This is a genomic window from Modestobacter altitudinis, from assembly GCF_005930475.1.
In the GTDB taxonomy this organism is placed as follows: domain Bacteria; phylum Actinomycetota; class Actinomycetes; order Mycobacteriales; family Geodermatophilaceae; genus Modestobacter; species Modestobacter altitudinis.
The window spans coordinates 1-21,724 of sequence record NZ_SJEW01000065.1; the positions used below are offsets into that span (position 1 = coordinate 1).

Annotated in this window: 20 protein-coding genes; 12 read left to right on the plus strand and 8 right to left on the minus strand. The window is 73.7% G+C overall.

Annotated elements, in window-relative coordinates; all coding sequences use genetic code 11:
• From FHL79_RS19540 to FHL79_RS19555, 4 genes are all read left to right on the plus strand, one after another.
• A partial coding sequence (locus FHL79_RS19540) for a methylenetetrahydrofolate reductase (RefSeq protein WP_218938524.1) occupies window positions 1-895 on the plus strand: 895 nt, incomplete at its 5' end.
• Entirely contained in the window at window positions 892-1,656 is a 765-nt protein-coding gene (locus FHL79_RS19545; RefSeq protein ID WP_246081021.1) for a class I SAM-dependent methyltransferase, read from the plus strand. The genes FHL79_RS19540 and FHL79_RS19545, both read left to right, overlap by 4 nt.
• 44 nt (window positions 1,657-1,700) lie before the next feature.
• Complete coding sequence (locus tag FHL79_RS19550; RefSeq protein WP_138760243.1) at window positions 1,701-2,747, plus strand: FAD-dependent oxidoreductase; 1,047 nt, start codon at window positions 1,701-1,703, stop codon at window positions 2,745-2,747.
• A gap of 36 nt (window positions 2,748-2,783) precedes the next feature.
• Window positions 2,784-3,041 (plus strand): hypothetical protein, encoded by a 258-nt coding sequence (locus FHL79_RS19555; protein WP_138760244.1) that lies wholly within the window; start codon window positions 2,784-2,786, stop codon window positions 3,039-3,041.
• On the opposite strand, the gene FHL79_RS19560 is transcribed toward FHL79_RS19555, so the two are convergent.
• From FHL79_RS19560 to FHL79_RS19570, 3 genes are read right to left on the minus strand one after another with little or no spacing between them, the layout of a single operon-like run.
• Entirely contained in the window at window positions 3,028-5,391 is a 2,364-nt protein-coding gene (locus FHL79_RS19560) for a SpoIIE family protein phosphatase (protein WP_138760245.1), read from the minus strand. The two genes, FHL79_RS19555 and FHL79_RS19560, sit on opposite strands and share 14 nt — an antisense overlap.
• Complete coding sequence (locus FHL79_RS19565) at window positions 5,388-6,038, minus strand: biliverdin-producing heme oxygenase (RefSeq protein ID WP_246081023.1); 651 nt, start codon at window positions 6,036-6,038, stop codon at window positions 5,388-5,390. The genes FHL79_RS19560 and FHL79_RS19565 overlap by 4 nt, the downstream gene beginning before the upstream one ends.
• A gap of 14 nt (window positions 6,039-6,052) precedes the next feature.
• Window positions 6,053-7,216 (minus strand): PucR family transcriptional regulator, encoded by a 1,164-nt coding sequence (locus FHL79_RS19570; RefSeq protein WP_138760246.1) that lies wholly within the window; start codon window positions 7,214-7,216, stop codon window positions 6,053-6,055.
• Window positions 7,217-7,349: 133 nt separating this feature from the next.
• Between FHL79_RS19570 and FHL79_RS19575 the strand changes: the two genes are divergently transcribed.
• Window positions 7,350-8,282 (plus strand): proline dehydrogenase family protein, encoded by a 933-nt coding sequence (locus tag FHL79_RS19575; protein ID WP_138760247.1) that lies wholly within the window; start codon window positions 7,350-7,352, stop codon window positions 8,280-8,282.
• A 56-nt stretch (window positions 8,283-8,338) separates the two neighbouring features.
• Complete coding sequence (gene pruA, locus FHL79_RS19580) at window positions 8,339-9,964, plus strand: L-glutamate gamma-semialdehyde dehydrogenase (protein ID WP_138760248.1); 1,626 nt, start codon at window positions 8,339-8,341, stop codon at window positions 9,962-9,964.
• Window positions 9,965-10,006: 42 nt separating this feature from the next.
• Here the strand turns inward: pruA and FHL79_RS19585 are convergent, their stop codons facing one another.
• Window positions 10,007-10,543, minus strand: coding sequence for a gluconokinase (locus tag FHL79_RS19585; protein ID WP_138760249.1), 537 nt, complete (start codon window positions 10,541-10,543; stop codon window positions 10,007-10,009).
• A gap of 44 nt (window positions 10,544-10,587) precedes the next feature.
• Here FHL79_RS19585 and FHL79_RS19590 point away from each other — a divergent pair, with 44 nt between their 5' ends.
• Window positions 10,588-11,811 (plus strand): MFS transporter, encoded by a 1,224-nt coding sequence (locus FHL79_RS19590; RefSeq protein ID WP_138760250.1) that lies wholly within the window; start codon window positions 10,588-10,590, stop codon window positions 11,809-11,811.
• Here the strand turns inward: FHL79_RS19590 and FHL79_RS19595 are convergent.
• From FHL79_RS19595 to FHL79_RS19605, 3 genes are read right to left on the minus strand one after another with little or no spacing between them, the layout of a single operon-like run.
• Window positions 11,732-12,118 carry a hypothetical protein gene (locus FHL79_RS19595; protein ID WP_138760251.1) on the minus strand — a complete coding sequence of 129 codons (387 nt, stop codon included), beginning with the start codon at window positions 12,116-12,118 and terminating at the stop codon, window positions 11,732-11,734. The two genes, FHL79_RS19590 and FHL79_RS19595, sit on opposite strands and share 80 nt — an antisense overlap.
• A 14-nt stretch (window positions 12,119-12,132) precedes the next feature.
• Window positions 12,133-12,921, minus strand: coding sequence for an enoyl-CoA hydratase/isomerase family protein (locus FHL79_RS19600; protein ID WP_138760252.1), 789 nt, complete (start codon window positions 12,919-12,921; stop codon window positions 12,133-12,135).
• 31 nt (window positions 12,922-12,952) lie between these two features.
• Window positions 12,953-13,666: a GAF and ANTAR domain-containing protein gene (locus tag FHL79_RS19605; RefSeq protein WP_138760253.1), complete on the minus strand. Its 714-nt coding sequence runs from the start codon at window positions 13,664-13,666 to the stop codon at window positions 12,953-12,955.
• Between the two features lie 347 nt (window positions 13,667-14,013).
• On the opposite strand from FHL79_RS19605, the gene FHL79_RS19610 reads away from it, so the two are divergent.
• The gene (locus FHL79_RS19610; protein ID WP_138760254.1) at window positions 14,014-14,736 is read left to right on the plus strand and encodes a GAF and ANTAR domain-containing protein; all 723 of its coding nucleotides are present in this window, start codon (window positions 14,014-14,016) and stop codon (window positions 14,734-14,736) included.
• 130 nt (window positions 14,737-14,866) lie between these two features.
• Here the strand turns inward: FHL79_RS19610 and FHL79_RS19615 are convergent, their stop codons facing one another.
• A complete protein-coding gene (locus tag FHL79_RS19615) occupies window positions 14,867-15,100 on the minus strand; it encodes a hypothetical protein (protein ID WP_138760255.1) in 234 nt (77 codons plus the stop codon).
• Window positions 15,101-15,273: 173 nt separating this feature from the next.
• Between FHL79_RS19615 and FHL79_RS19620 the strand changes: the two genes are divergently transcribed.
• The 4 genes from FHL79_RS19620 to FHL79_RS19640 all read left to right on the plus strand — a co-directional run bounded on the left by FHL79_RS19620 (window position 15,274) and on the right by FHL79_RS19640 (window position 21,653).
• Window positions 15,274-16,695, plus strand: a complete 1,422-nt coding sequence (locus FHL79_RS19620) for an MFS transporter (RefSeq protein WP_138760256.1) — start codon at window positions 15,274-15,276, stop codon at window positions 16,693-16,695.
• Between the two features lie 628 nt (window positions 16,696-17,323).
• Complete coding sequence (locus FHL79_RS19630; RefSeq protein WP_138760258.1) at window positions 17,324-20,131, plus strand: methyl-accepting chemotaxis protein; 2,808 nt, start codon at window positions 17,324-17,326, stop codon at window positions 20,129-20,131.
• A gap of 5 nt (window positions 20,132-20,136) precedes the next feature.
• Complete coding sequence (locus FHL79_RS19635; RefSeq protein WP_138760259.1) at window positions 20,137-20,349, plus strand: hypothetical protein; 213 nt, start codon at window positions 20,137-20,139, stop codon at window positions 20,347-20,349.
• Window positions 20,328-21,653: a chemotaxis protein CheW gene (locus tag FHL79_RS19640; protein ID WP_246081025.1), complete on the plus strand. Its 1,326-nt coding sequence runs from the start codon at window positions 20,328-20,330 to the stop codon at window positions 21,651-21,653. Before FHL79_RS19635 ends, FHL79_RS19640 begins: the two co-directional genes overlap by 22 nt.
• Window positions 21,654-21,724: the final 71 nt, after the last annotated feature.

Sequence of the window (21,724 nt, forward strand, 5' to 3'; positions counted from 1 at the left end):
CCGCTGGACCGACCCCACCCCGGCGGCACCCGCACCCCGGCCGGGCGGGCTGCTGGAGCGGGCCCGCACCCGACCCGTCGTGCTCACCGACCTCACCGTGGCCCCCTTCGACCCGGCGTCGGTGCGGTCGGTGGTGAGCACCCTGGCCCCGGTCAGCGACGGCCTGCTCGTCGGGGAGCACCAGGGCCGGCCCGACCTGCCGCCCACCCTGATGGCGCAGGAGGTGCTCGCCGCCGGTGGCCGGCCGTGGACGACGCTGGCCTGCCGGGACCGCAACCGTCTGGTGCTCGAGACCGAGCTCGCCGGGCTGGCCGCCGTCGGTGTCGACGGGGTGCTGTGCGTGACCGGCGACGGCCGGCGGGCCGGGGTGCGCCCGGAGGTGACGTCGGCGTTCGACCTCGACGGCACCCGGCTGACGGCGCTGGCGACCGCCGCCGGGCTGTCCGCGGCGGTGCCGGAGTCACCGGACGCGCCACCGGTGCCGCAGCGGCCGGAACGGGTCGCGGAGAAGCAGCGCGCCGGCGCCCAGCTCTGCGTGCTCAACCACGTCGGCAGCGCGGCCCGGCTCGCCGAGTTCCTCGCCGCGGCGCGTGCCGCCGGGGCGACGCTGCCGTTCATCGCGGCGGTCGCCGTCTACACCGACGAGCGGTCCGCCCGGGTGCTGCAGCGGTTCCCCGGCCTGCACCTGGACGACGACCAGGTCGAGCGGGTGCTCACCGCACCGGACACGGTCGCCGCCGGCATCGGGGCGGCGGTCGCCGAGGCGCGGGCGCTGCTCGCGGTGCGGGGGGTGGTCGGGGTGAACCTGTCGGGGCTCGCGTCGGCCGACGGCGAGGAGACAGCAGCAGCGGTCAAGGCCGAGGTGGCCACCAGGATCCGGGAGGGCGTCGGGTGAGCGAGCTGGCGAGTGAGGCGATGGAGTCCGAGTTCGGCACGGTCGCCGGCTGGACGGAGGAGGCGGTGCTCGCGCTGGGCCCCGAGCACGCCGTCCCGGCCGGCTGCCGCGGCAGCGGGAGCGAGGGGACGCTGCGCTGGTTGGCCGACGCCCTCGCCGTCCGGCCCGGGGACCGGGTGCTCGACTCCGGTGCCGGGGTCGGCGGCCCGGCCGGGTGGCTGGCCGGCGAGCGCGGGGTCCGGCCGGTCTGCGCCGAGCCGATGGTCCCGGCGGTGCACGCCAGCCGGACGCTGTTCGGGCTGCCGTCGGTGGTCGCGCTGAGCCAGGGCCTGCCCTTCGCCGACGACGTGTTCGACGCGGCGTGGTGCCTGGGCGTGCTCTGCACCACCGAGGACAAGGCGGCGCTGGTCGGCGAGCTGCGCCGGGTGCTCGTCGACGGCGGCCGGCTGGGTCTGCTGGTCTTCGTCGCCGACTCCCCGCTCCCGCCGCCGCTGCCGGAGGGCAACAGCTTCCCCTCGTCGGAGGAGGTGGACCGGCTGCTGGCCGAGGCCGGCTTCCGGGTCACCGGCACCGCGGACGCCAACCTCGCCGACAGCCCGGACGAGTGGAAGGCCCGCGCCGACGCCGTCGACGCGGAGGTCGAGCGTCGGCACGGTGGGGACCCGGCCTGGGCCGAGGCCGAGGAGCAGTCCGGCCGGGTCGGCCGGCTGCTGGGCTCCGGAGCGCTGCGCCCCCGCCTGATCGCCGCCGTCACCACCTGAGCCCGCCCGGGCAGAAATGGCCACTTCTGCCCGTTGTGCCGCGTGTGGACGCAGACGTCGTCGTGATCGGGGCGGGTCAGGCCGGGTTGTCGGCGGCGTACGCGCTGCACCGGGCCGGCGTGGACTTCGTGGTGCTCGACGGGAACGCCGCCCCCGGCGGGGCCTGGCAGCACCGCTGGCCCTCGCTCCGGCTGGACAAGGCGCACCGGGTCCACCCGCTGCCCGGCCTGCCGCTGCCCGACGCCGACCCGACCGACCCGGCCAGCGAGGTCGTCGCCGGGTACTTCGCCGACTACGAGCAGCGCTTCGACCTGCCGGTGCACCGCCCGGTCGGCGTCCGCTCCGTGCACGCCACCGACGACGGTTTCCGGCTGGGCACCACCGAGGGCGGGTGGACGGCGCGCGGCCTGGTGAACGCCACCGGCACCTGGACCCGCCCGTTCTGGCCCGCCTACCCGGGTCGCGAGACCTTCACCGGGCGCCAGCTGCACGCAGCCGACTACCGGGGCGCCGAGGAGTTCCGCGGCCGGCACGTGGTCGTCGTCGGCGGCGGGACGTCGGCGGTGCAGCAGCTGATCGAGATCAGCGAGGTCACCACGACCACCTGGGTGACCCGGCGGCTCCCGGTCTGGCGCACCAGCGGCTTCGCCGACGACGCCGGCCGGGCTGCGGTCGCCCTGGTCGACGAGCGGGTCCGCGCTGGTCTGCCGCCGGGCAGCGTGGTCGGCGTGACCGGACTGGTGGAGACCGACGCGGTCCTCGCCGCCCGCGCCCGCGGCGTGCTGGACCGGCTGCCGGTGTTCGACCGGCTCACCGCCGACGGGGTCGCCTGGGACGACGGGCGGTCGGTCCGCGCCGACGTCGTCCTCTGGGCGACCGGCTTCCGCGCCGCCCTGGACCACCTGGCGCCGCTGCACCTGCGCGGCCCCGGCGGCGGGATCGCGATGGACGGCACCCGGGTGGTCGCCGAGCCCCGGCTGCACCTGGTCGGCTACGGCCCCTCGGCCAGCACCATCGGCGCGAACCGGGCCGGCCCGAGCGCGGTCCGGGAGCTGCTGCGGACGCTGGCGGCCACCGACGCCGCGGCCTGACGGTTCAGCGCGGCGCCGACCAGGTAGGACAGGAGCATGAGCGAACTCCCCGACACCGCGATGGCCACCGGCAACGACGAGGGCGAGCCGGGGCAGACCGACACCCGACCGCTGGCGAAGGACGAGCGCAAGCTGCTCAAGGAGCTCAAGAAGTCGGCCGACGGGTCCGGCGAGCCGGCCGTCGAGGACGGCCCGGAGATGGCCGCGGCCGCCGGTGACGACGCGCCGCTGCCGGCCGTCGCGGACGCCGGCGGGAACGACGACGGGCTGGACCCGCAGTTCACCGACCGCTGAGCCGGGCCGCGTCGTCCTGCGGGTCGAGCCGCACCGCCAGCAGGGCGACGTCGTCCTCGGCGCCGTCGGGCAGCAGCCGGGCGAGCAGCTGGTCGGCGACCACACCGGCCGGCTGCTGGCCGACCTCGCGCAGCTCCGTGACCAGGTGCTCGATGCCGCTGTCGAACAGCTGGTCGCGACGCTCGACGAGCCCGTCGGTGTAGAGCAGCACCATCGACCCCCGGGGGACGGTCAGCGCGTGCTCCTGCCGCGGCGAGCTCCCGTCGACGCCGAGGAGCAGGTCGGCCCGGGCGTCGTCCAGCAGGCGGATGCCCCCCTCGGGGTCCACGACGACCGGGGGCAGGTGCCCGGCGTTGGACCACCGGAGCGTGGTGACGCCCGCCGCCCGCTGCTGCTCGGTCTGCTCCAGCCGGGCCACGAGCACCGAGGCCATCGTCTTCAGCTGCAGCCCGTCCATCGCCCGGTCCAGCCGGGACAGCGCACCGGCCGGGCCGTCGACGCTGTCGTAGGCGATCCCGCGCAGCAGCCCGCGCAGCTGGCCCATGCAGGCCGCCGCCTCGGCGTCGTGGCCGACGACGTCGCCGATCACCAGCATCATCGCGCCGTCGGGCTGCTGGAACACGTCGTACCAGTCGCCGCCGACCTGCGAGTCCCGGGCCGCCGGCACGTACCGCACTGCGAAGTCCAGGTGGTCGGGGTCCGGTGGCTCTGACAGCAGGCTCCGCTGCAGGGTGACCGCCGTCCGGGCGACCCGCCGGGAGCGGGCGTACAGCGCCTCCAGGAGGTGGGTGCGCAGCTCCCCGGCCTCGCTGAGCTCCGCCGGCGTCCAGGGCTCGGCCTGGTTGCGGACCGTCTCGCGCCAGCGGTCGAAGGACTTGCGCGGCGACAGCCGGATGGTGTCGCCCTCACGCTCGGCGATGGCCTTGTTGTGCGGGTCGCCGCCCCAGTCGACCGCGTGCACCTTCTCCACCCGGGTCCAGATGACGAACTGGCCCTCGGGCAGCGGCAGCGCCAGCACGCCGCAGGCCACCTCACCGGGGACGCCGAGGGCCGGGGCGACCAGCGGCAGCCGGTCGGTGCTCACCACGTCGCCGTCCTGCTGCCCGGCCCAGCCGGCGAGCGCGCTGGTGACCTCCGCCGTCAGCGGCACGCCCGCGCTGCCGATCGAGCCCTGCAGGCCGACCACCACCGAGTCCGCCGGCACCACGTCGAGCAGCCCCGGCCGGCCCAGCACGGTCTCGGCCAGCGGCCGGTCCTCGTCCAGCGCGGCAGCGGTCAGCCAGGCCATCGTGGAGCGGACCCGCAGCGCGCGGCGGTGCTCCTCGTCCTCGGTCCGGTCCACCAGCCGCAGCGACAGGGTCGAGCCGAGGAACTCCGCGGCCGCCCGGGTCGCGTACGGCGGGGAGTGCGACCCGGAGTAGTGGTGGCAGGCGATGAGGCCCCAGAGCTCGTCGTCGCGGAGCAGCGAGATCGACATCGACGCGCCCACGCCCATGTTCTGCAGGTACTCGCAGTGGATGGGGGAGACGCTGCGCAGCGTCGAGTAGGTCAGGTCCAGCGGCTGCCCGGTGGCGGGCAGGTCGACCGGCTCCAGCGGCGAGGGCGTGTAGCGCACGTCGGAGATCAGCCGGATCCAGTTCTTCTCGTACAGCGCCCGGGCCTGTGCCGGGATGTCCGAGGCGGGGTAGTGCAGCCCGAGGAAGGAGTTCAGCTCCGGCAGCTTGGCCTCGGCGACGACCTCGCCGTTGTACTCGGCGTCGTAGCGGTAGACCATCACCCGGTCGAACCCGGTGAGCGTGCGGACCGCCTCGGCGGTGATGTCGTAGAGCTCCTGCAGCGAGCTGGCCCGGTTGAGCTCGGCGATCGTCCCGCGCACCGCCTGGTAGGTGTTCGGGAAGGAGAAGGGCCGGGGGCCGTGGGCCGGCTCCAGCTCGACGACCAGCGTGCTGCCGGCCGGCTGGCCGCCGACCGGTGCGGTCCCGTGGTGGGTGGCCCGGTGCAGGATCGCGTCGACCGGGCACGGGGTGCCGTCGCAGTCGAGGACCAGCTCGACGGGGTTGCGCTCGCGCAGGTCGCCGAACGCGCTGGCCGACCGGGCGATCGCCTGGGCCGGCACCATCCCGACCACCTCGGCCAGCGGTCGGCCCAGGGCGTCGTCCCAGGCCGTGCCCACGACGTCGGCGAGGTTGCGGGAGACCTGGCGGACGACCATGTCCGGTTCGCTGACCGCGAGCAGCACGCCCCGGGGCTGGATGCTCCCGGGGACGTGGATGGGCTCGCGCTCGCAGTTGGTCAGGTCGACCGGCTCGCCGGGCGCCAGCCAGGCGCCGGTCTGCAGTCGGTCGGTCATGCCGGGACCCCGTTCGCGGAGGACGGCGCGCCGCACCAGGAGGCGAGCGCACCGAAGGTCTGCCGGGCGGCACCGACCATCCGGCCGGCGTCCCCACCGGCGGTGACCCGGGCGCGGGTCACCGTGCGGAAGGCGTGCCACATGGCGCCGGTCTGCTCACCGTAGGGGGAGAAGCTGCGCAGCCGGCCGGTGCCGGCCAGCTGCGGCAGCGTGGCGAGGTGCCGGTCGATGAACACGCCACCGAGCGAGGAGCCCTCCAGCACGTACAGCCGGCCCAGCGCCGCGTCGGTGCCCAGGACCTCCGGCAGCCCGGGCACGAGGTCGGCCGGGCCGGCGCCGAGGGCGACGAGGTCCGCGCTGAACAGGTGTGATCGCCGGCGGCGCTCCCACCCGACCGAGGCGGCGTCGGCCGGCTCGGCGGCGGCCCAGTCGTCCAGGCCGGCCTCGGCAGCCTGCCAGAAGCCGTGCATCCGGGTGAGGACGCCGGCCAGCCGGGCCCGGGTCAGGTCGGCCGAGAGCAGGTCCAGGGTGTCCTCGACCGCCTGGTGCTCGGCTGCGGTCTCCGTCCGCAGCCGGCGCAGCACGTCGTCTCCTGGCACCCCGGTCCCGTCGTCGATGCCGCCGTACCCCCGACCGGGATGACGCACGTCATGAGCCTAGGTCACGGTCGGGGGCCGGGGACCCCGTCCTGGCGCGCCGCGGGCGTGAGCCGGGCCGCACGCACCCCCAGGTGCAGCAGCAGCCGGTCGCCGCCGTCGGCGAGGTCCAGGCCGGTCAGCTCCTGGACCCGGCCCAGCCGGTAGTACAGCGTCTGCCGGTGGATGCACAGCTGGGTCGCCGCGCGCTGGGGGCTGCCGGCGCAGTCCAGCCACACCTCCGCCGTCCGGCTGAGCACGGGGTCGGCGAGCAGGGCGGTCAGCGAGGGGTCCGGGCCGCCGACCGCGGCGACCTGCCGCCAGGCACCGAGCTCCGGCCAGGACGCCGCCGGTGCGAGCCGGAGGTCGACCGCCGCCACCCGGGCCGCCGTGCGGGCCTCGTGCCACTGCGCGGGCAGGTCGCCGCAGCCGAGCCGGGCGGCGGCCACCCCGGCCGTGCTGCCCGGCGGCAGCCCGCCGAGGGCGGCCCCGCTGAGCGCACCGGCCGGCCGGGGGTCGCCGTCGCCGGGCAGCGGCAGCAGCACCGCCACCTCCGCGCCGTCGGCGAGCACCGTCGAGACCGCCCCCGCACCCGGTGGGGCCCAGCCGGTGGGCAGCCCCGGAGCGGCGGGGAGCAGTGCCACCAGGGTCACCGCACTGGCCGGGCCCAGCGCCTCGGTCAGCGTCCGCGCCGCGCGTTGCGGAGCAGGTCCGGTGAGCACGGCGCGCAGCGCGGCGGACAGGTCGTCGGCACCGGGGCGCCCCTCGGCCAGCAGCCGCCCCGCCTCGGCGGCGAGGAGGACGGCCTCGGACAACCCGGGGGCGCTCGGGTCGCCGACGTCGGTGCGGCCCTCGTCGAGCAGCCACAACCAGCCGTGCAGCCGGCCGTCGGCGCGCACCGGGACGCAGAGCCGGGTGAGGATGCCGGCGGCGGGGTCGGCCGGCACCCGCACCGGGGCGGTGGCGGCGGTGATGCCGTGGCTCTCGAACCAGGCCCGCACCTCGGCGGTGGAGCTGCGGCCGAGGATCGACCGGGCGCGGACGGCGTCCATCGTCGCGCCGGGGGTGGCCGGGCCGGTGCCGTCGTGGGCGCAGAAGGCCAGCAGGGTGAACTCGCGGTCCTCCAGCGTCGCCGGGGCACCGAGCACCCGGGAGACCTCGTCCACCAGGTCCTGCAGGTCGTCGCGCACCGGGGCTCCTCCCCACCGCCGTTCAGACGATCGTACGAGGTGATCGCGGCGAGTCCGGACATCTGTCGCTGGTGCGGGTGAGGTCGGTGTCCCTAGCGTCGTCCTCGTCCCGCCGTCCCAGCCGGAGGTCGTCGTGCTCACCCAGAAGGCCCTGCTCGCGGCCTCCCGCCGCCCCGCGCTCCGCCGGGTGGTCACCGGCACACCGGTCACCCGCCGGGTGGTCGACCGCTTCGTCGCGGGGGAGGCGCTGACCGACGCGCTGGCCGCGGTCCGCGCGCTGACCACCGACGGCATCGCGGTGACGCTGGACCACCTCGGCGAGGACGTCCCGGACCGGGCCGCGGCCGCGCGGTCGCGGGACGCCTACCTGGCGCTGCTCGACGGTCTCGCGCCGCTGCAGCTGGGCCGGCGGGCCGAGGTGTCGGTGAAGCTGTCGGCGTTCGGGCAGGCGTTGCCGGTCGGCGGCCACGACGTCGCACTGGAGCTGGTCCGCCCGGTCGTCGACGCGGCGACGGCGATGGGCACCACGGTCACCCTCGACATGGAGGACTTCGCGACGGTCGACTCGACCCTCGCCGTCCTGGCCGAGCTGCGCCGCGCCCACCCGGACACCGGCGCGGTGCTGCAGGCGATGCTGCACCGCACCGAGGACGACGCCCGGGCGCTGGCCGTCGCCGGGTCGCGGGTGCGGCTGGTCAAGGGCGCCTACCGGGAGCCGGCTGGCGTGGCGCACCAGGACAAGGCCGAGGTCGACGCGGCCTACGCCCGCTGCCTGGAGGTGCTGGTCCGCGGCGGCGGGTACCCGATGGCAGGCACCCATGACCCGGCGATGATCGAGCGGCTGCTGACCCTGGTCGCCGGGACCGGCCGCACCCCGGACAGCTACGAGTTCCAGCTGCTCTACGGCATCCGGCCCGACGAGCAGCTCCGGCTGGCCGCCGCCGGCCACACCGTGCGCGCCTACGTGCCCTACGGCGCCGACTGGTACGGCTACTTCATGCGCCGGCTGGCCGAGCGCCCCGCCAACCTGCAGTTCTTCCTCCGCTCCCTTGCCACCAAGTCCTGAACCACCCCACCGCCAAAGTGGCCACTTTGGCGAGAACCACCGCTGAGGAGCACCCCATGGACGCCGTCACCCAGGTCCCCGCGCCGCGCAACGAGCCCGTCCGGGACTACGCCCCCGGCTCGCCGGAGCGGGCGGAGCTGCAGCTGCGGCTCACCGAGCTCGCCGCCGCCCCGGTCGAGCTGACCGCCACCATCGGCGGGCGGCAGCGGATGGCCCGCGGCGCGAGCTTCGACGTCGTCGCCCCGCACCGGCACGCCCAGGTCCTCGGCACCTCGGCCGCAGCCACCGCGGCCGACGCCGAGGACGCCGTCCGGTGCGCCGAGCAGGCCGCCCCCGGCTGGTCCGAGCTCTCCTTCGACGACCGGGCCGCGGTGTTCCTCAAGGCCGCCGACCTGCTGGCCGGGCCCTGGCGGCAGACGCTCAACGCCGCCACGATGCTCGGCCAGAGCAAGACCGCCCACCAGGCCGAGATCGACGCCGCCTGCGAGCTGATCGACTTCTGGCGCTACAACGTGCACTTCGCCCGCGGCATCCTCGCCGAGCAGCCGGTGTCCGGCCCCGGCGTGTGGAACCGGGTGGACCACCGCCCGCTCGAGGGCTTCGTCTACGCGGTCACGCCGTTCAACTTCACCGCGATCGCCGGCAACCTGCCCACCGCGCCGGCGCTGATGGGCAACACCGTCGTCTGGAAGCCCGCGCCGACCCAGCAGCTGGCCGCGCACCTCACCATGCGGCTGCTCGAGGCGGCCGGGCTCCCGCCGGGCGTGATCAACATGCTCCCCGGCGACGGGGTCGCGGTCTCCGACGTCGTCCTCGCCGACCGGGGCCTGGCCGGCATCCACTTCACCGGCTCGACCCCGGTCTTCCAGCACCTGTGGCGGACCGTGGGGGAGAACATCGCCTCCTACCGCGGGTACCCCCGGATCGTCGGCGAGACCGGTGGCAAGGACTTCATCGTCGCCCACCCCTCGGCCGACCCGGACGTGCTGCGCACCGCCATGATCCGCGGCGCGTTCGAGTACCAGGGGCAGAAGTGCTCGGCGGCGTCCCGGGCCTACGTCCCGCGCAGCGTGTGGGGGCAGGTCCGCGACGACCTGATCGGCATCACCGAGGAGCTGCCGGTGGGCGACGTCGCCGACTTCTCCACCTTCATGGGCGCGGTCATCGACGGCCGGTCGTTCGGCAAGCTGTCGAAGGTGCTGGAGGCCGCGAAGAGCGACGACGCGCTGACCGTCGTCGCCGGTGGCACGGCCGACGACAGCGAGGGCTGGTTCGTCCGGCCGACGGTCATCGAGGGCACCGACCCGGAGCACGAGGTGTTCACCACCGAGTACTTCGGCCCGGTCCTCGCCGTGCACGTCTACGACGACGCCGACTACGACACGGTGCTGCGGCAGATGGAGTCGGTGGCGCCCTACGCGCTCACCGGCTCGGTCATCGCCCAGGACCGGACGGCGATCGCGCACGCGCAGCGGTTCCTCCGCAACGCCGCCGGCAACTTCTACGTCAACGACAAGCCGACCGGTGCCGTCGTCGGCCAGCAGCCCTTCGGCGGCGGCCGCGCGTCGGGCACGAACGACAAGGCCGGGGCGCCGCAGAACCTGCAGCGCTGGACCAGCACCCGGTCGATCAAGGAGACCTTCGCCCCGGCCACCGACCACCGCTACCCGTACATGAGCTGAGCGGAGTGCCACGGGCGCGACTTCCGCGCCGTGGCACTCCACTCAGAGCTGGCGCTCGCGCTCCAGGTCGCTCAGCAGTTCGGTGACGGACTCGGCGAGGGGGGCGTCGCCGGCGATGGCGTCGCCGGGCTCGTCCTCGGCCAGTGGCTCGAGGGTGGCCAGCTGGCTGTCCAGCAGGGACGGCGGCATGTAGTGCCCCTGCCGCTTCGCCAGCCGGTCGGCGAGGACCTGCTGGGACACCTGCATGTGGGCGAACCAGACCGACGGGTGGCCCTCGCGCAGCTGGTCGCGGTAGCTGCGCTTGAGCGCCGAGCAGGTGAGGACCAGCGAGGTGCCGGCGGCCTCCCGCTCACCGATCACCTCGGCGATCCTCCGCAGCCAGGGCCAGCGGTCCGCGTCGTCCAGCGGGTGGCCGGCCGCCATCTTGGCGACGTTGGCCTCCGGGTGCAGGTCGTCGCCCTCGATGTACTCCCAGCCCAGTTGCCGGGTGATCTCCCGGGCGGCGCTCGTCTTGCCGGATCCGGACACCCCCATGACGACGATCGAGGTGGTCGCCGGGATGCTGGGCGGAGAGTCCATGGGCTGACCGTAGGGGTCGCCGCCGGGGGAACGGGGGACAGGGCGTGACGACGGTGGAGCAGCGCAGCTCCCTGTGGCGGGTGCCGGCGGTGCGCGCCATGTTCGCGGTCGTGCTGCTGGGCATCTCCAGCTACGCGCTGCTGCTGTCCGCGCTGCCGGCGTACGCGGCCGCAGAGGGGGCCGGGCTCGTCATGGCCGGTTCGGCGACCACGGTCTTCCTCGTGGTCACCGTGCTGGTGCAGGGCACGGTGCCGGCGCTGGTGCGCCGCTGGGGGCTGGGGCCGGTGCTGGCCGGTGGCCTGGTCGCCCTGGGGCTCCCGTCACCGTTCTACCTGGTCTCCGACGACGTGGCGTGGCTGCTCGCCGTCTCTGCGGTCCGCGGCACCGGGTTCGCCGTCCTGACGGTGCTTGGCTCGGTGATCGCCGCGCAGGCGGTGACGCCGGACCGCCGCGGGGAGTCCATCGGCATCTTCGGGCTGGGTGCGGCGATCCCGTCGCTGGTCGCCGTGCCGGGCGGCACGGCGCTGACCCTGGCCGGGCACTTCGAGTGGGTCGCCGTGCTGGCGGCGGGCTCGTTGCTCGCCCTGGCGTTCGTGCCCGGGCTGGTGCGCGCGCTCGGACCGCCACCACCGCCACCCGCGCCGGGCGGGTCCCGAGCGGCGGTGCGGGCGGCCGCGGGCCCGTCGCTGGTGCTCCTCGCGGTCACGCTCGCCGGCGGTGGGCTGGTGACCTTCCTGCCGATCGAGCGGCCGGACGGCCCGCTGGCCGCGGTCGCCCTGCTGCTGTTCGGCGTCAGCACGGCGCTGTGCCGCTGGCGGGTGGGCGTGCTCGTCGATCGGATCGGCGCCCGGGTGCTGCTGCCCGCCGCGCTGGCCAGCGGGATCGTCGGCATGCTGCTGGTGGCGCTCGGCCTGGCGCTCGACGGGGCGCCCGGTGCCGCCGCGGTGCTCGGCGGTGTGCTGGCGCTGGGCGTGGCCTACGGGGCGGTGCAGAACCTCACCCTGGTCGTCGCCCTGGCCCGCGCCGACGAGGACCAGTCGACCACGGTCAGCGCGGTGTGGAACGCCAGCTACGACAGCGGGACGGCGATCGGTGCGCTGGCCGTGGGCGCGGTCGCCGCCGGGATCGGGCTGCCGGCCACGTACGTGCTCGTCGCCGTCCTGATGGCCGTCGTCCTCCCGCTCGCGGTCACCCTGCCCCGGGCGCTCCGTAGGACGACGGAGGGCCCAGCCGCAGGCGCGCCGCCTCAGCCAGCTGGGTCACCGTGACCAGCTCCTCAGCCGCCTCGCGCAACCACGTGCGCAAGCCCTCGACGTCCCCGCGGTGGGCGTCCCGCAGCTGACCGAGCCGGATCTGCCGGGTGCTCGCCTGGGCGCGCATCGCGGTGGGCAGGGTGCGCCCGGTGCGGCGAGCCAGCACGGTGAAACCGGCGCCGGCGAAGACCAGCTCGCGGGCGTCGGTCAGCCCGGCCAGCAGCGCCTCGGCGTCGTCGGGCCGGCCGGCCTCGACCAGTCGCAGGTGCTCCCGGGCCAGCCGGACGCCGGCGTCGGCGGGGGACTCGGAGGGTGCGCTCACGTCCCCACTGTCCCTCACCGGCCCGACCAGCGGGGCGGTCGCTTCTCCAGGCGGGCGGCGATGCCCTCCTTGCGGTCCTCGCTGAGGTAGGGGTTGGGCCCGACGTCGAGCCGCAGCGCGGTCGCCAGCGGCAGTTCCAGCCCCTTGACGGCGGTCTCCTTCATCCGGCGCACCGACAGCGGGGCGTTCGCGGCGATCCGCTCGGCCAGCGCCAGCGCCTCGGGCAGCACGTCGGCGACCGGGACGACGCGGTTGACCAGCCCCCAGCGGGCGGCGTCCTCGCTGGTCACCGGGTCGCCGGTGAACAGCATCTCCAACGCGATGCCGGTCGGGATCCGCTTGGGCAGCACCACGGAGCCGTAGTTGGCGCCCATGCCGATCGTCGCCTCCGGCAGGCCCAGCCGGATGCCGGGGGCGGCGATCCGGATGTCACAGGCGAGCGCCAGCTCGAAGCCGCCGGCCACGGCGTGCCCGGTCAGCGCGGCGATCACCGGCACGTAGGTCTCGGAGAGCACCTCGAAGAGGTTGCGACCCGGCCGGTTCATCGGCGGCCGGAACGCCTCGCCGCGCTGGTCGAGCTCGCGGATCTCCTTGAGGTCGAACCCGGCGCAGAAGGCCGGGCCGTTCCCGGTGAGCACGACGGCGCGGACGTCTCCGTCCGCCGCGCAGTCCAGCAGCTCCGCCACGAGGTCGGCCTGCAGCGCGCTGGACAGCGCGTTGCGCCGTTCGGGCCGGTCGAGGGTCAGCACGCGGACGTGCCCCCGGGTCTCGGTGACCAGACCGGACCCGCTGCGCTGCGTCATGCCGCGATCCTGCCGCGCCGCCGCCGGCCGGTCACCGGGGGCGGAGCTCGCCGGTCTCGACGAACCGGGCGGCGACGTCCCGCACCTTGGTGTTGCTCTCCATCGAGACCCCCGCCAGCGCGGAGAAGGCCTGGTCGGCGCTGAGCTCGGACCGCTCCATCAGGATCCCCTTGGCCTGGTCGATGACCGACCGGGAGTCCAGTGCCGCGGCGAGGTGCCCGGCGCGCCCGACCGCGCTCTCGTACAGGTACATGTTCGACACCGGGACGACGGCGTAGGCGGCGAAGCGGGCCACGGTGTCCCGCGTGCCGACGTCCAGCGGCTCGGCGGTGCGGGCGTAGACGTCGAGCCCGCCGGTGACCTCCTCCTGCGGCGGCATCGGGAAGGACATGATGCCGCGGCAGCCGCGCTCGGCGGCGAGCCGGGGGAAGGCGCCCCACCGCTGCTCCGTGCTGGTGTCCAGCGCCTCTGCCACCTGCCCGGTGCGGGCGGCGTCCAGGCAGGGGCCGGCACCGTTGTCGTACTGGGCGAGGTCCAGTTCGAGGGCGAGCGGGCCGCTCGCCGCGACCGTCGCGGGGCGCCCGTTGCCGAGGATCGTCACCGAGGTGACCGCCTCGCCCGGCAGCACCCGGGCGGCGAGGTCGGTCACCTCCTGCAGCACTGAGGTCAGGGAGTGGTCGGCGAAGGACATCCGGCCGAGCTCGTCGAAGGCGAGCTGCGCCAGGTCGGCGTCTGGCTCAGGCATGGGGCGGCTCACGTCGTACTCCGGCGTCGTCAGGCACCGGACAGCTCGTGCCGGCGGATGCCGGACCCTGGTGGTCCCGAGGATCCGGTGGAACAGGTCCGAGGACCTGTGTGCCGCACGCCGGCTGTGTGACGCGCTGAAGCCGGTCGAGCACAACCATCCGGGCAGGCGTTGATGGCGTCGGTCCGGCGCCCACGACGACCGGGTCCGCCGGGGCCGATGTGCGTACAGTCGGCATCGTCGTCCCGGTACCAGGGCGTCGGCGTCAGACAGCGGCGCATTCGAGCGGACCTCCAGCGTGCAGGTCCTGCCGAGGCCGCCCCCCGGTGTACGAGACCGGAGACACCATGTCCACACCCGACCGCGCAGCCGAGGCGCTCGAACGACTCGGCACGATCACTCTGCGCGAGCACTCGATGGAGTCGGTGCTGCAGACCGTCGTCGAGCTCGCCAAGACGGTGCTGCCCGGCAACCCCGAGTGCTCGGTCTCGCTGCTGGTCAACGACAAGGCGAGCACGGCGGTGTCCACCGGGCAGCTCGCCACCGACCTCGACGAGAGCCAGTACGCCCGGGGGTACGGCCCGTGCCTGCACGCGGCCGCCACCAGTGAGGTGACCGAGATCTCCGATGCCCGGACCGATCCCCGGTGGCCGGACTACGCCCGGTCGGCGTGGGAGCGCGGTTCCGGCAGTTCGCTGTCCGTGCCGCTGCCGATCGCCGAGGGCATCGCCGGGGCACTGAACACCTACGCCCGGGAGCCGCACGCCTTCGACGAGGACGCGCGGGCGGCGGCGAAGCGGTTCGCGCCGTACGCCGCCGTGGCCGTGTCGAACATGCACGCCTACCGGAGCGCGCGGGAGATGGCGGACAACCTGCAGGTGGCACTGGAGTCCCGGGCGGTGATCGACCAGGCCAAGGGGATCCTGATGGAGCGGTACAAGCTGACCGCCGACCAGGCGTTCCAGGCGCTCGCGGCGGTCTCCATGCGCACGAACCGCAAGGCCCGCGCGGTCGCCGAAGAGCTGGTCATGACCGGCGCGTTCGACCGCGGCGGCGCCGGGCCGACCTGACCCCTGCGCCACCCCGGCACCGGCCGGGGCGGGCAGGACGCGAGCAGGGAACGGCCGCGTGTCGACGCGCGGCCGCTCCCAGGCCCGGTGGTCGAGACAACGGCCACCGGGCCGCCCCGCGATCGGGCGTTCAGTCCCCGTACTGGCAGGCCGCGCACAGGCCGGTGTCGTCGGGCACGTCCTCCACCGGGACCACCTGCACCCACTCGCCGCAGAGCGCCTGGACGTCGGTGTGCTGCTCGGCGGCTGCGCGGCCGGCCACGCCCTCGACCGCGTGCAGCGGGCCGGTCAGCCGGTCCTGCGCACCGCCGTCGTCGTCGTCCGTGCCCGGTCGTCGCGGCCGGAGGCCGATGAGGTTCGCCACCACTCCAGCCTGCGCCGCGCCCGAGAGCCGGGTCCACCCGGGGGTGGACCCGGGGGGAACGGCCCCTCCCGGAGGACAGAGCCGCGGTCGTGGTGCGACCGCGCTCGGGACTCCGCGCCCCGCGAGGAAGCGTCAGGACTGCGCTCGTCCGCCACGGGAGTTACCGTGCCCACATGGCGAGTCCTGACCGCCCCTCGGCGCCTCAGGCCGACGTTGCCACCGCTCCCACCCGTGCTGAGACCAGTACGGCGCGCGCGGCCCTCAACACCCTCAAGGGCTCGGCAGGAAACCTCGTCGAGTGGTACGACGTCTACGTCTACACGGTCTTCGCCACGTACTTCGAGGCGCAGTTCTTCGACCCGGACGACGAGAACTCGACGCTGTACATCTACGCCATATTCGCGGTGACCTTCATCATGCGACCGGTGGGGTCCTGGTTCTTCGGCCGGTACGCCGATCGTCGCGGCCGCAAGGACGCCCTGGTGCTGAGCGTCGCCGTCATGGCGTCGGCCTCGTTCGTCGTGGCGATCATGCCCACACGGGAGGTCATCGGGGCCTGGGCGGCGGTGATCCTGATCATCGCTCGGCTCGTCCAGGGATTCGCCACCGGTGGGGAGTACGGCACGTCGGCGACGTACATGTCCGAAGCGGCGACCGCGGATCGGCGCGGTTTCCTGTCGTCCTTCCAGTACGTCACCCTCGTGGGCGGGCACGTGCTCGCGCAGTTCACGCTCCTCATCGCACTCAGTGCTCTGGACGTCGACGCCGTGAGTGACTGGGGATGGCGGATCGGGTTCTTCATCGGCGGCATCGCCGCCCTCGTGGTGCTCTGGATCCGGCGCACGATGGACGAGACGCTGAGCGAGTCCCACCTGGAGGCCATCCGCGCCGGCAAGGACTCGGACGCCGGATCACTGCGGGCGTTGTTCACCACGCACTGGCGACCCCTGTTGCTCGTCTTCCTCATCACGGCGGGTGGCACGGTCGCCTTCTACACCTACAGCGTCAACGCGCCGGCCATCATCAAGTCCACCATCGGCGCCGACCACGCCATGACGGCGACGTGGGTCAACCTGCTCGGCCTGGTCTTCCTGATGCTCCTGCAGCCCGTCGGCGGCTTGATCAGCGACAAGGTCGGTCGCAAGCCCCTCCTGGTCTTCTTCGGCATCGGGGGTGTCCTCTACACCTACGTCCTCCTCACCTTCTTGCCGCAGACCACCTCACCGCTCGCGGCGTTCGCGCTGACGGCCATCGGCTACGTCGTCCTCACCGGTTACACCTCCATCAACGCGATCGTGAAGGCGGAACTGTTCCCAGCTGAGTTCCGCGCTCTGGGCGTGGGGATCGGTTACGCGCTCGCGAACTCCGCCTTCGGCGGTACGGCGCCGCTGCTCTTCCAAGCGGCCAAGTCCAGCGATCGGGACGACGTGTTCACCATGTACGTCACGGTGGTGATCGGCGTGAGCCTGTTGGTCTACGTCTTCGGGCTGAAGAACAAGGGCATCACGGTGCTCGATCGCGAGCAGGGGAGTGCCTGGGCAGCGCGTGAGCCCACCGCAACGACGCGTGCGGGCCACGGGCCAGCTCGGTCCTGACGTCCCACCGCCGTGCGGGCGCCACCGTCAGGGGGTCGCAGCGACCCGCCGGGCGCGCGCGTGGAGGCGCGGATCACACCTGCGGGCGGCGCATCCTCACCGTCCGTGCGGTTGTTGAGCGCAGCCGTGCGGCACGGCGACCTGGCAGCCCGAGTCGGCGGCGACGAGCTGGCGGTCTTGCTCCTCGGCGCCGACCTCGACCGCGGCGTTGCCCTGGCCGAACAGTCGTGCGACGCAGCGCAGCTGTTGCGGCTGAGGGGTTCCGCGAGACCGGGCGGAGCGTGTCGATGGGCGTTGCCTCCAGCGACGACGTGAGCGGAGCTGACCCCGAGGCGCTGCTGGCGGCCGCCGATGCGCGGCGCCCGGCAAGCGGTTGTGGGTGATCAATGCGACGAGCGGCGCCTCAGCTTCCCCGGGCGCGACCCGGGTCTGCCGCCACGGCCACGACGTCTGGGACGTCGCCCTCCAGGCCTTCCATCGAGATCGCGGGAAGAGGCGGGCAGGTCGCATCAGACAAGCGGTACCGCGAAGGACCGAATTCCGCTCAAGGTCTGCGCGTCACAGACGAAGGTGAGAGCGCGGGCGTGTCGTGCCCCACTCTGTAGTTCCGCCTGTTGAGGAGTCGTTGATGACGCCGAGTTCGGCTGCCCCGTCCGCCGAGGACCTGTTGGAGCTGCGTGGCGTCGTGGCGGCCATGCGCGACGCGTCGGCGGTGGCTGAGTTCGGCCTCGACGGCACCGTGTTGACGGTCAACCACAACTTCGTCGACGTGATGGGGTACTCCGCCGAGGAGATGCGCGGTCAGCACCACCGGATGATCTGCGACCCCACCTACGCCGCCTCCGCCGAGTACACCGCGTTGTGGGAGCGGCTGGCCGCCGGGCTGGTCGAGTCCGGCGTGGTGGTCCGGCGGCTGGCCAAGGGCGGCCGCGAGGTGTGGCTGCGGTCGTCCTACATCCCGATCCCGGACGGGACCGGCCGCCCGGTGAAGGTCGTGGTGCTGGCCACCGACATCACCGAGGGGAAGGTCGCTGCCCTCGAGCGGCAGAACCAGGCCATGGCACTCGACCGGTCGCAGGCGGTCATCGAGTTCGCCCTCGACGGCACCGTGATCACCGCCAACCGCAACTTCCTGGACGCCATGGGCTACACGCTCGCCGAGGTGCGCGGCAAGCACCACCGGATGTTCGTCGAGCCGAGCACGGCCGCCAGCAGCGAGTACGCCGACTTCTGGCAACGGCTGGGATCTGGCCAGTTCGAGGGCGGGGTCTACAAGCGACTGGCCAAGGGCGGTCGCGAGGTGTGGCTGCAGGCCACCTACAACCCGATCCTGGACGACGAGGGCAACCCGCTGAAGGTGGTCAAGTTCGCCAGCGACATCACCGTCGCCCGGCTGGCCGACGCCGAGTCCCGCGGCAAGGTCGCCGCCATCGACCGGGCCCAGGCGGTGATCGAGTTCAAGACCGACGGCACCGTGCTCAGCGCCAACGCGAACTTCCTGTCGACCATGGGCTACGCGCTCCACGAGGTCCAGGGCAAGCACCACCGCATGTTCTGCGAGCCGAGCGTGGCCAGCAGCCCCGAGTACGAGGAGTTCTGGGCGCGGCTGGGCAGCGGCGGGTACGAGTCCGGTGAGTTCAAGCGGCTGGCCAAGGACGGGCGCGAGGTGTGGCTGCAGGCCACCTACAACCCGATCCTCGACGACACCGGCAAGCCCATCAAGATCGTCAAGTTCGCGAGCGACATCACCGAGGCCAAGTTCGCCGGCGCCGAGGCGCGCGGCAAGGTGGCGGCCATCGAGCGGGCCCAGGCAGTGGTCGAGTTCGACCTGACCGGCCGCATCATCACGGCCAACCAGAACTTCGTCGACACCATGGGCCACCCGCTCGCCGAGATCCGCGGCAAGCACCACCGGATGTTCTGCGACGCCGCGCTCGCCGCGTCGGACGAGTACGCCGAGTTCTGGCAGCGCCTGGCGCAGGGCCACGTCGAGGCCGGGGAGTTCAAGCGCCGGGACAGGGAGGGGCGAGAGGTGTGGCTGCAGGCCACCTACAACCCCATCCTCGACGACTCCGGGCGGGTGGTGAAGGTGGTCAAGTTCGCCACCGACATCACCCGGGCCAAGCGCCAGAACGCGGAGTTCACCGGGAAGGTGACGGCGATCGAGCGCGCTCAGGCAGTGATCGAGTTCGACCTCGACGGCACGATCCTGGCTGCCAACCAGAACTTCCTGGACGCGCTGGGCTACACGCTGTCGGAGGTGCTGGGCAAGCACCACCGGATCTTCTGCGACCCGGTCTACACGACCACCCCGGAGTACCGGGAGTTCTGGGAGAAGCTCAGCAGCGGGGACTTCCACACCGGGGAGTACCGGCGGGTCGCCAAGAACGGTCAGGACGTGTGGATCCAGGCAACCTACAACCCGATCCTCGACGACGCCGGCCGGCCGTTCAAGGTCGTCAAGTTCGCCAGCGACGTGACCCGGGCCAAGCTGCGGAACGCCGAGATCGAGGCGAGGGTCAACGCCGTCGACCGGGCCCAGGCGGTCATCGAGTTCGACCTGGACGGCAACGTGCTCACCGCCAACGACAACTTCCTGCGCACGATGGGCTATTCGCGGCGCGAGATCGTCGGGCACCACCACAGCGAGTTCTGCGACGACGCCTACATCCGCTCCCCGGAGTACCGGGACTTCTGGCTCAAGCTGGGCGCGGGCGAGGTGCTGGCCGGCCGGTTCCACCGCAAGGGCAAGTACGGCCGCGACGTGCACATCCAGGCCACCTACAACCCGATCCTCGACCTGAACGGCACGCCCTTCAAGGTGGTGAAGTTCGCCTACGACGTCACCGCCGAGGTGGAGCGCGAGCAACGGATCGCCCTGGGCACCAAGGACATGACCGCGTCGGTGCAGAACCTGTCGGTGTCCATCGAGGACATCGCCCGCAGCTCGCAGACGGCGACCGGGCTGGCCGCGGAGACCCAGGACAACGCGCGTCAGGGGGTGGAGGCGTTGCGGGCCTCGCTGGAGGCCATCGCACTGATCCAGAAGTCGTCGAACTCGATCACCGAGATCGTCCGGGTCATGGGCGAGATCGCCAACCAGACGAACCTGCTGGCATTCAACGCCTCGATCGAGGCGGCGCGGGCGGGCGAGCACGGCGTCGGTTTCTCCATCGTCGCCGGCGAGGTCCGCAAGCTGGCCGAGCGCTCTTTCGAGGCCTCCCAGCAGATCGGCAAGCTCATCGACGAGTCCGCGGAGCGGGTCGCCCAGGGCTCGGAGGTGTCCAAGCGGGCCGAGAACGCGTTCGAGCGGATCGTCAGCAGCGTGACGCGCACCAACGAGACGATCCTGAGCATCTCGGAGTCCACGCAGCTGCAGCAGGCGGCCTCCCGCGAGGTCGACGAGCTCATCTCCCAGCTCGCCACGGCGGACTGACGACCGTGACCACCTCGTTGGAGGAGGAGGCCACCGGGGACGTCGTCCACGGCCTGTTGCGGCTGGCCGGCATGGACGTCGCCCTGCCGCTGTCGGTGCTGCGCGAGGTCGTGCCGTGCCCGACCGAGCTGGCCGGGCTGCCCGCGGCGGCCCCGGCCTGCTGGGGGCGATCGAGCTACGTCGGTTGGTCCTGCCGGTGCTGGATCTGCAGGCCGTGACCGGTCGGCCGGAGGTCCGGCGCGCCGATCAGGTGGTCGTCGTCGTGGCGTCCGGGAACCGGGTGCTCGGGCTGCTGGCCGACCAGGTGCAGGGGATCTGCGAGGTACCCGCCGAAACCTTGGTGGCCGCGCACGCCGAGGGCGGCGGGCTGCTGTTCTCGCACACCTTCCGGCATCCGGACACGGGCCGGGCGTACAGCGTGTTGGACGCCGCGGCGGTGCTGCAGCTGCCGGGCGTGCCCACGGTCACCGACGTCACCCGGGACGGTCCTGCGCAGCGGGACGGCGGCCCGGGGCGCGGCCGGCGGACCCTGACCGTGCTGCGCTGCGGGGAGCACCGGCTGGCGATCGACGCCGCGCACGTGCACACCACCATCCCCACCCCGGACGTGCGCTCCTCGGTGCTGACCAGCCGGATGTGCCCGGGCACGGTCGAGTACGACGACCGCGAGGTACCGGTCGTCGACCCACTGGTGCTCCTCGGCCTGGGAGAGCTGTCGCGCGCGGACACCGGCGCTGGCCTCGTCCTCGACCTGGGGCCGGGCTACGTGGTGCTGGCGCTCAGCGAGCTGCTGGACCTCGCCCACGTCGACCCGGACGACGTCCTGCCCACCCCCTCGTTCGCGCTGCCCCGCCCGGACCTGCTGGCCGGGATGGTGACGGTGGAGGGCATCGGGGACTGCCTGCTGCTGGACGGCGCGACGCTGCTGTCCGACGCACAGTTGACGGGCTTCGCAGCGGTGAACACGGCACTTGAGACCACCCGCGGGAACGATCCGGTCGTGGCCGCCGCCGCCGCCGCAGCCGGTGGCGCCCCCTCCTACCTGACGTACTCGATCGGCCTGGACATCGCCACGCGGCTGGACCAGGTCAGCGAGATCCTGCCGTTCCCGAGCGTGCTGACCCGGACGTCGGTGCCCGGCCTGCTCGGGCTGATCACCCATCGGCGGACCGTGGTGCCGGTGCTGTGCCTGTCGGTCCTGCTCGGCCGCGAGCAGCGGGAGGCCGGGCCGTCGAGCTGCCTGCTGCTGGTGGAGACCGACGACGGGATGGTCGCCTTCGCGGTCGACGTCCTGCGCAGCATCGCCCCGCTGACCTGGACCGACGCCGAGCAGGCCGTGCGCGGCCCGAGGGGGGACCGCGGCGCCACACTGCCTTCGGCTCCGCTGGTCCGCGTCGGGGAGGACGGGCGGCTGCTGCCGGACCTGGACCTGGCGGCGGTGGCGCGGCGGCGCGCCGGACCGCAGAGCGCCGCCACGCTGCTGGGATCTGAACAACCGGCACGAGCCCAGTTGACTCACTGACACGGTCCTGCCACCCGCAGAGACCCCGGCTGTGAGCGGGGGGAGGCCGTGACACCGGTGGGGCGCGCGCT

What these genes read in the sequence shown, in the direction of transcription:
- FHL79_RS19555 (WP_138760244.1), top strand. Translation starts at nt 2,784, where the DNA reads ATGAGCGAACTCCCCGACACCGCGATGGCCACCGGCAACGACGAGGGC.
- FHL79_RS19560 (WP_138760245.1), bottom strand. Translation starts at nt 5,391, where the DNA reads ATGACCGACCGACTGCAGACCGGCGCCTGGCTGGCGCCCGGCGAGCCG.
- pruA (WP_138760248.1), top strand. Translation starts at nt 8,339, where the DNA reads ATGGACGCCGTCACCCAGGTCCCCGCGCCGCGCAACGAGCCCGTCCGG.
- FHL79_RS19585 (WP_138760249.1), bottom strand. Translation starts at nt 10,543, where the DNA reads ATGGACTCTCCGCCCAGCATCCCGGCGACCACCTCGATCGTCGTCATG.
- FHL79_RS19600 (WP_138760252.1), bottom strand. Translation starts at nt 12,921, where the DNA reads ATGACGCAGCGCAGCGGGTCCGGTCTGGTCACCGAGACCCGGGGGCAC.
- FHL79_RS19605 (WP_138760253.1), bottom strand. Translation starts at nt 13,666, where the DNA reads ATGCCTGAGCCAGACGCCGACCTGGCGCAGCTCGCCTTCGACGAGCTC.
- FHL79_RS19610 (WP_138760254.1), top strand. Translation starts at nt 14,014, where the DNA reads ATGTCCACACCCGACCGCGCAGCCGAGGCGCTCGAACGACTCGGCACG.
- FHL79_RS19620 (WP_138760256.1), top strand. Translation starts at nt 15,274, where the DNA reads ATGGCGAGTCCTGACCGCCCCTCGGCGCCTCAGGCCGACGTTGCCACC.
- FHL79_RS19630 (WP_138760258.1), top strand. Translation starts at nt 17,324, where the DNA reads ATGACGCCGAGTTCGGCTGCCCCGTCCGCCGAGGACCTGTTGGAGCTG.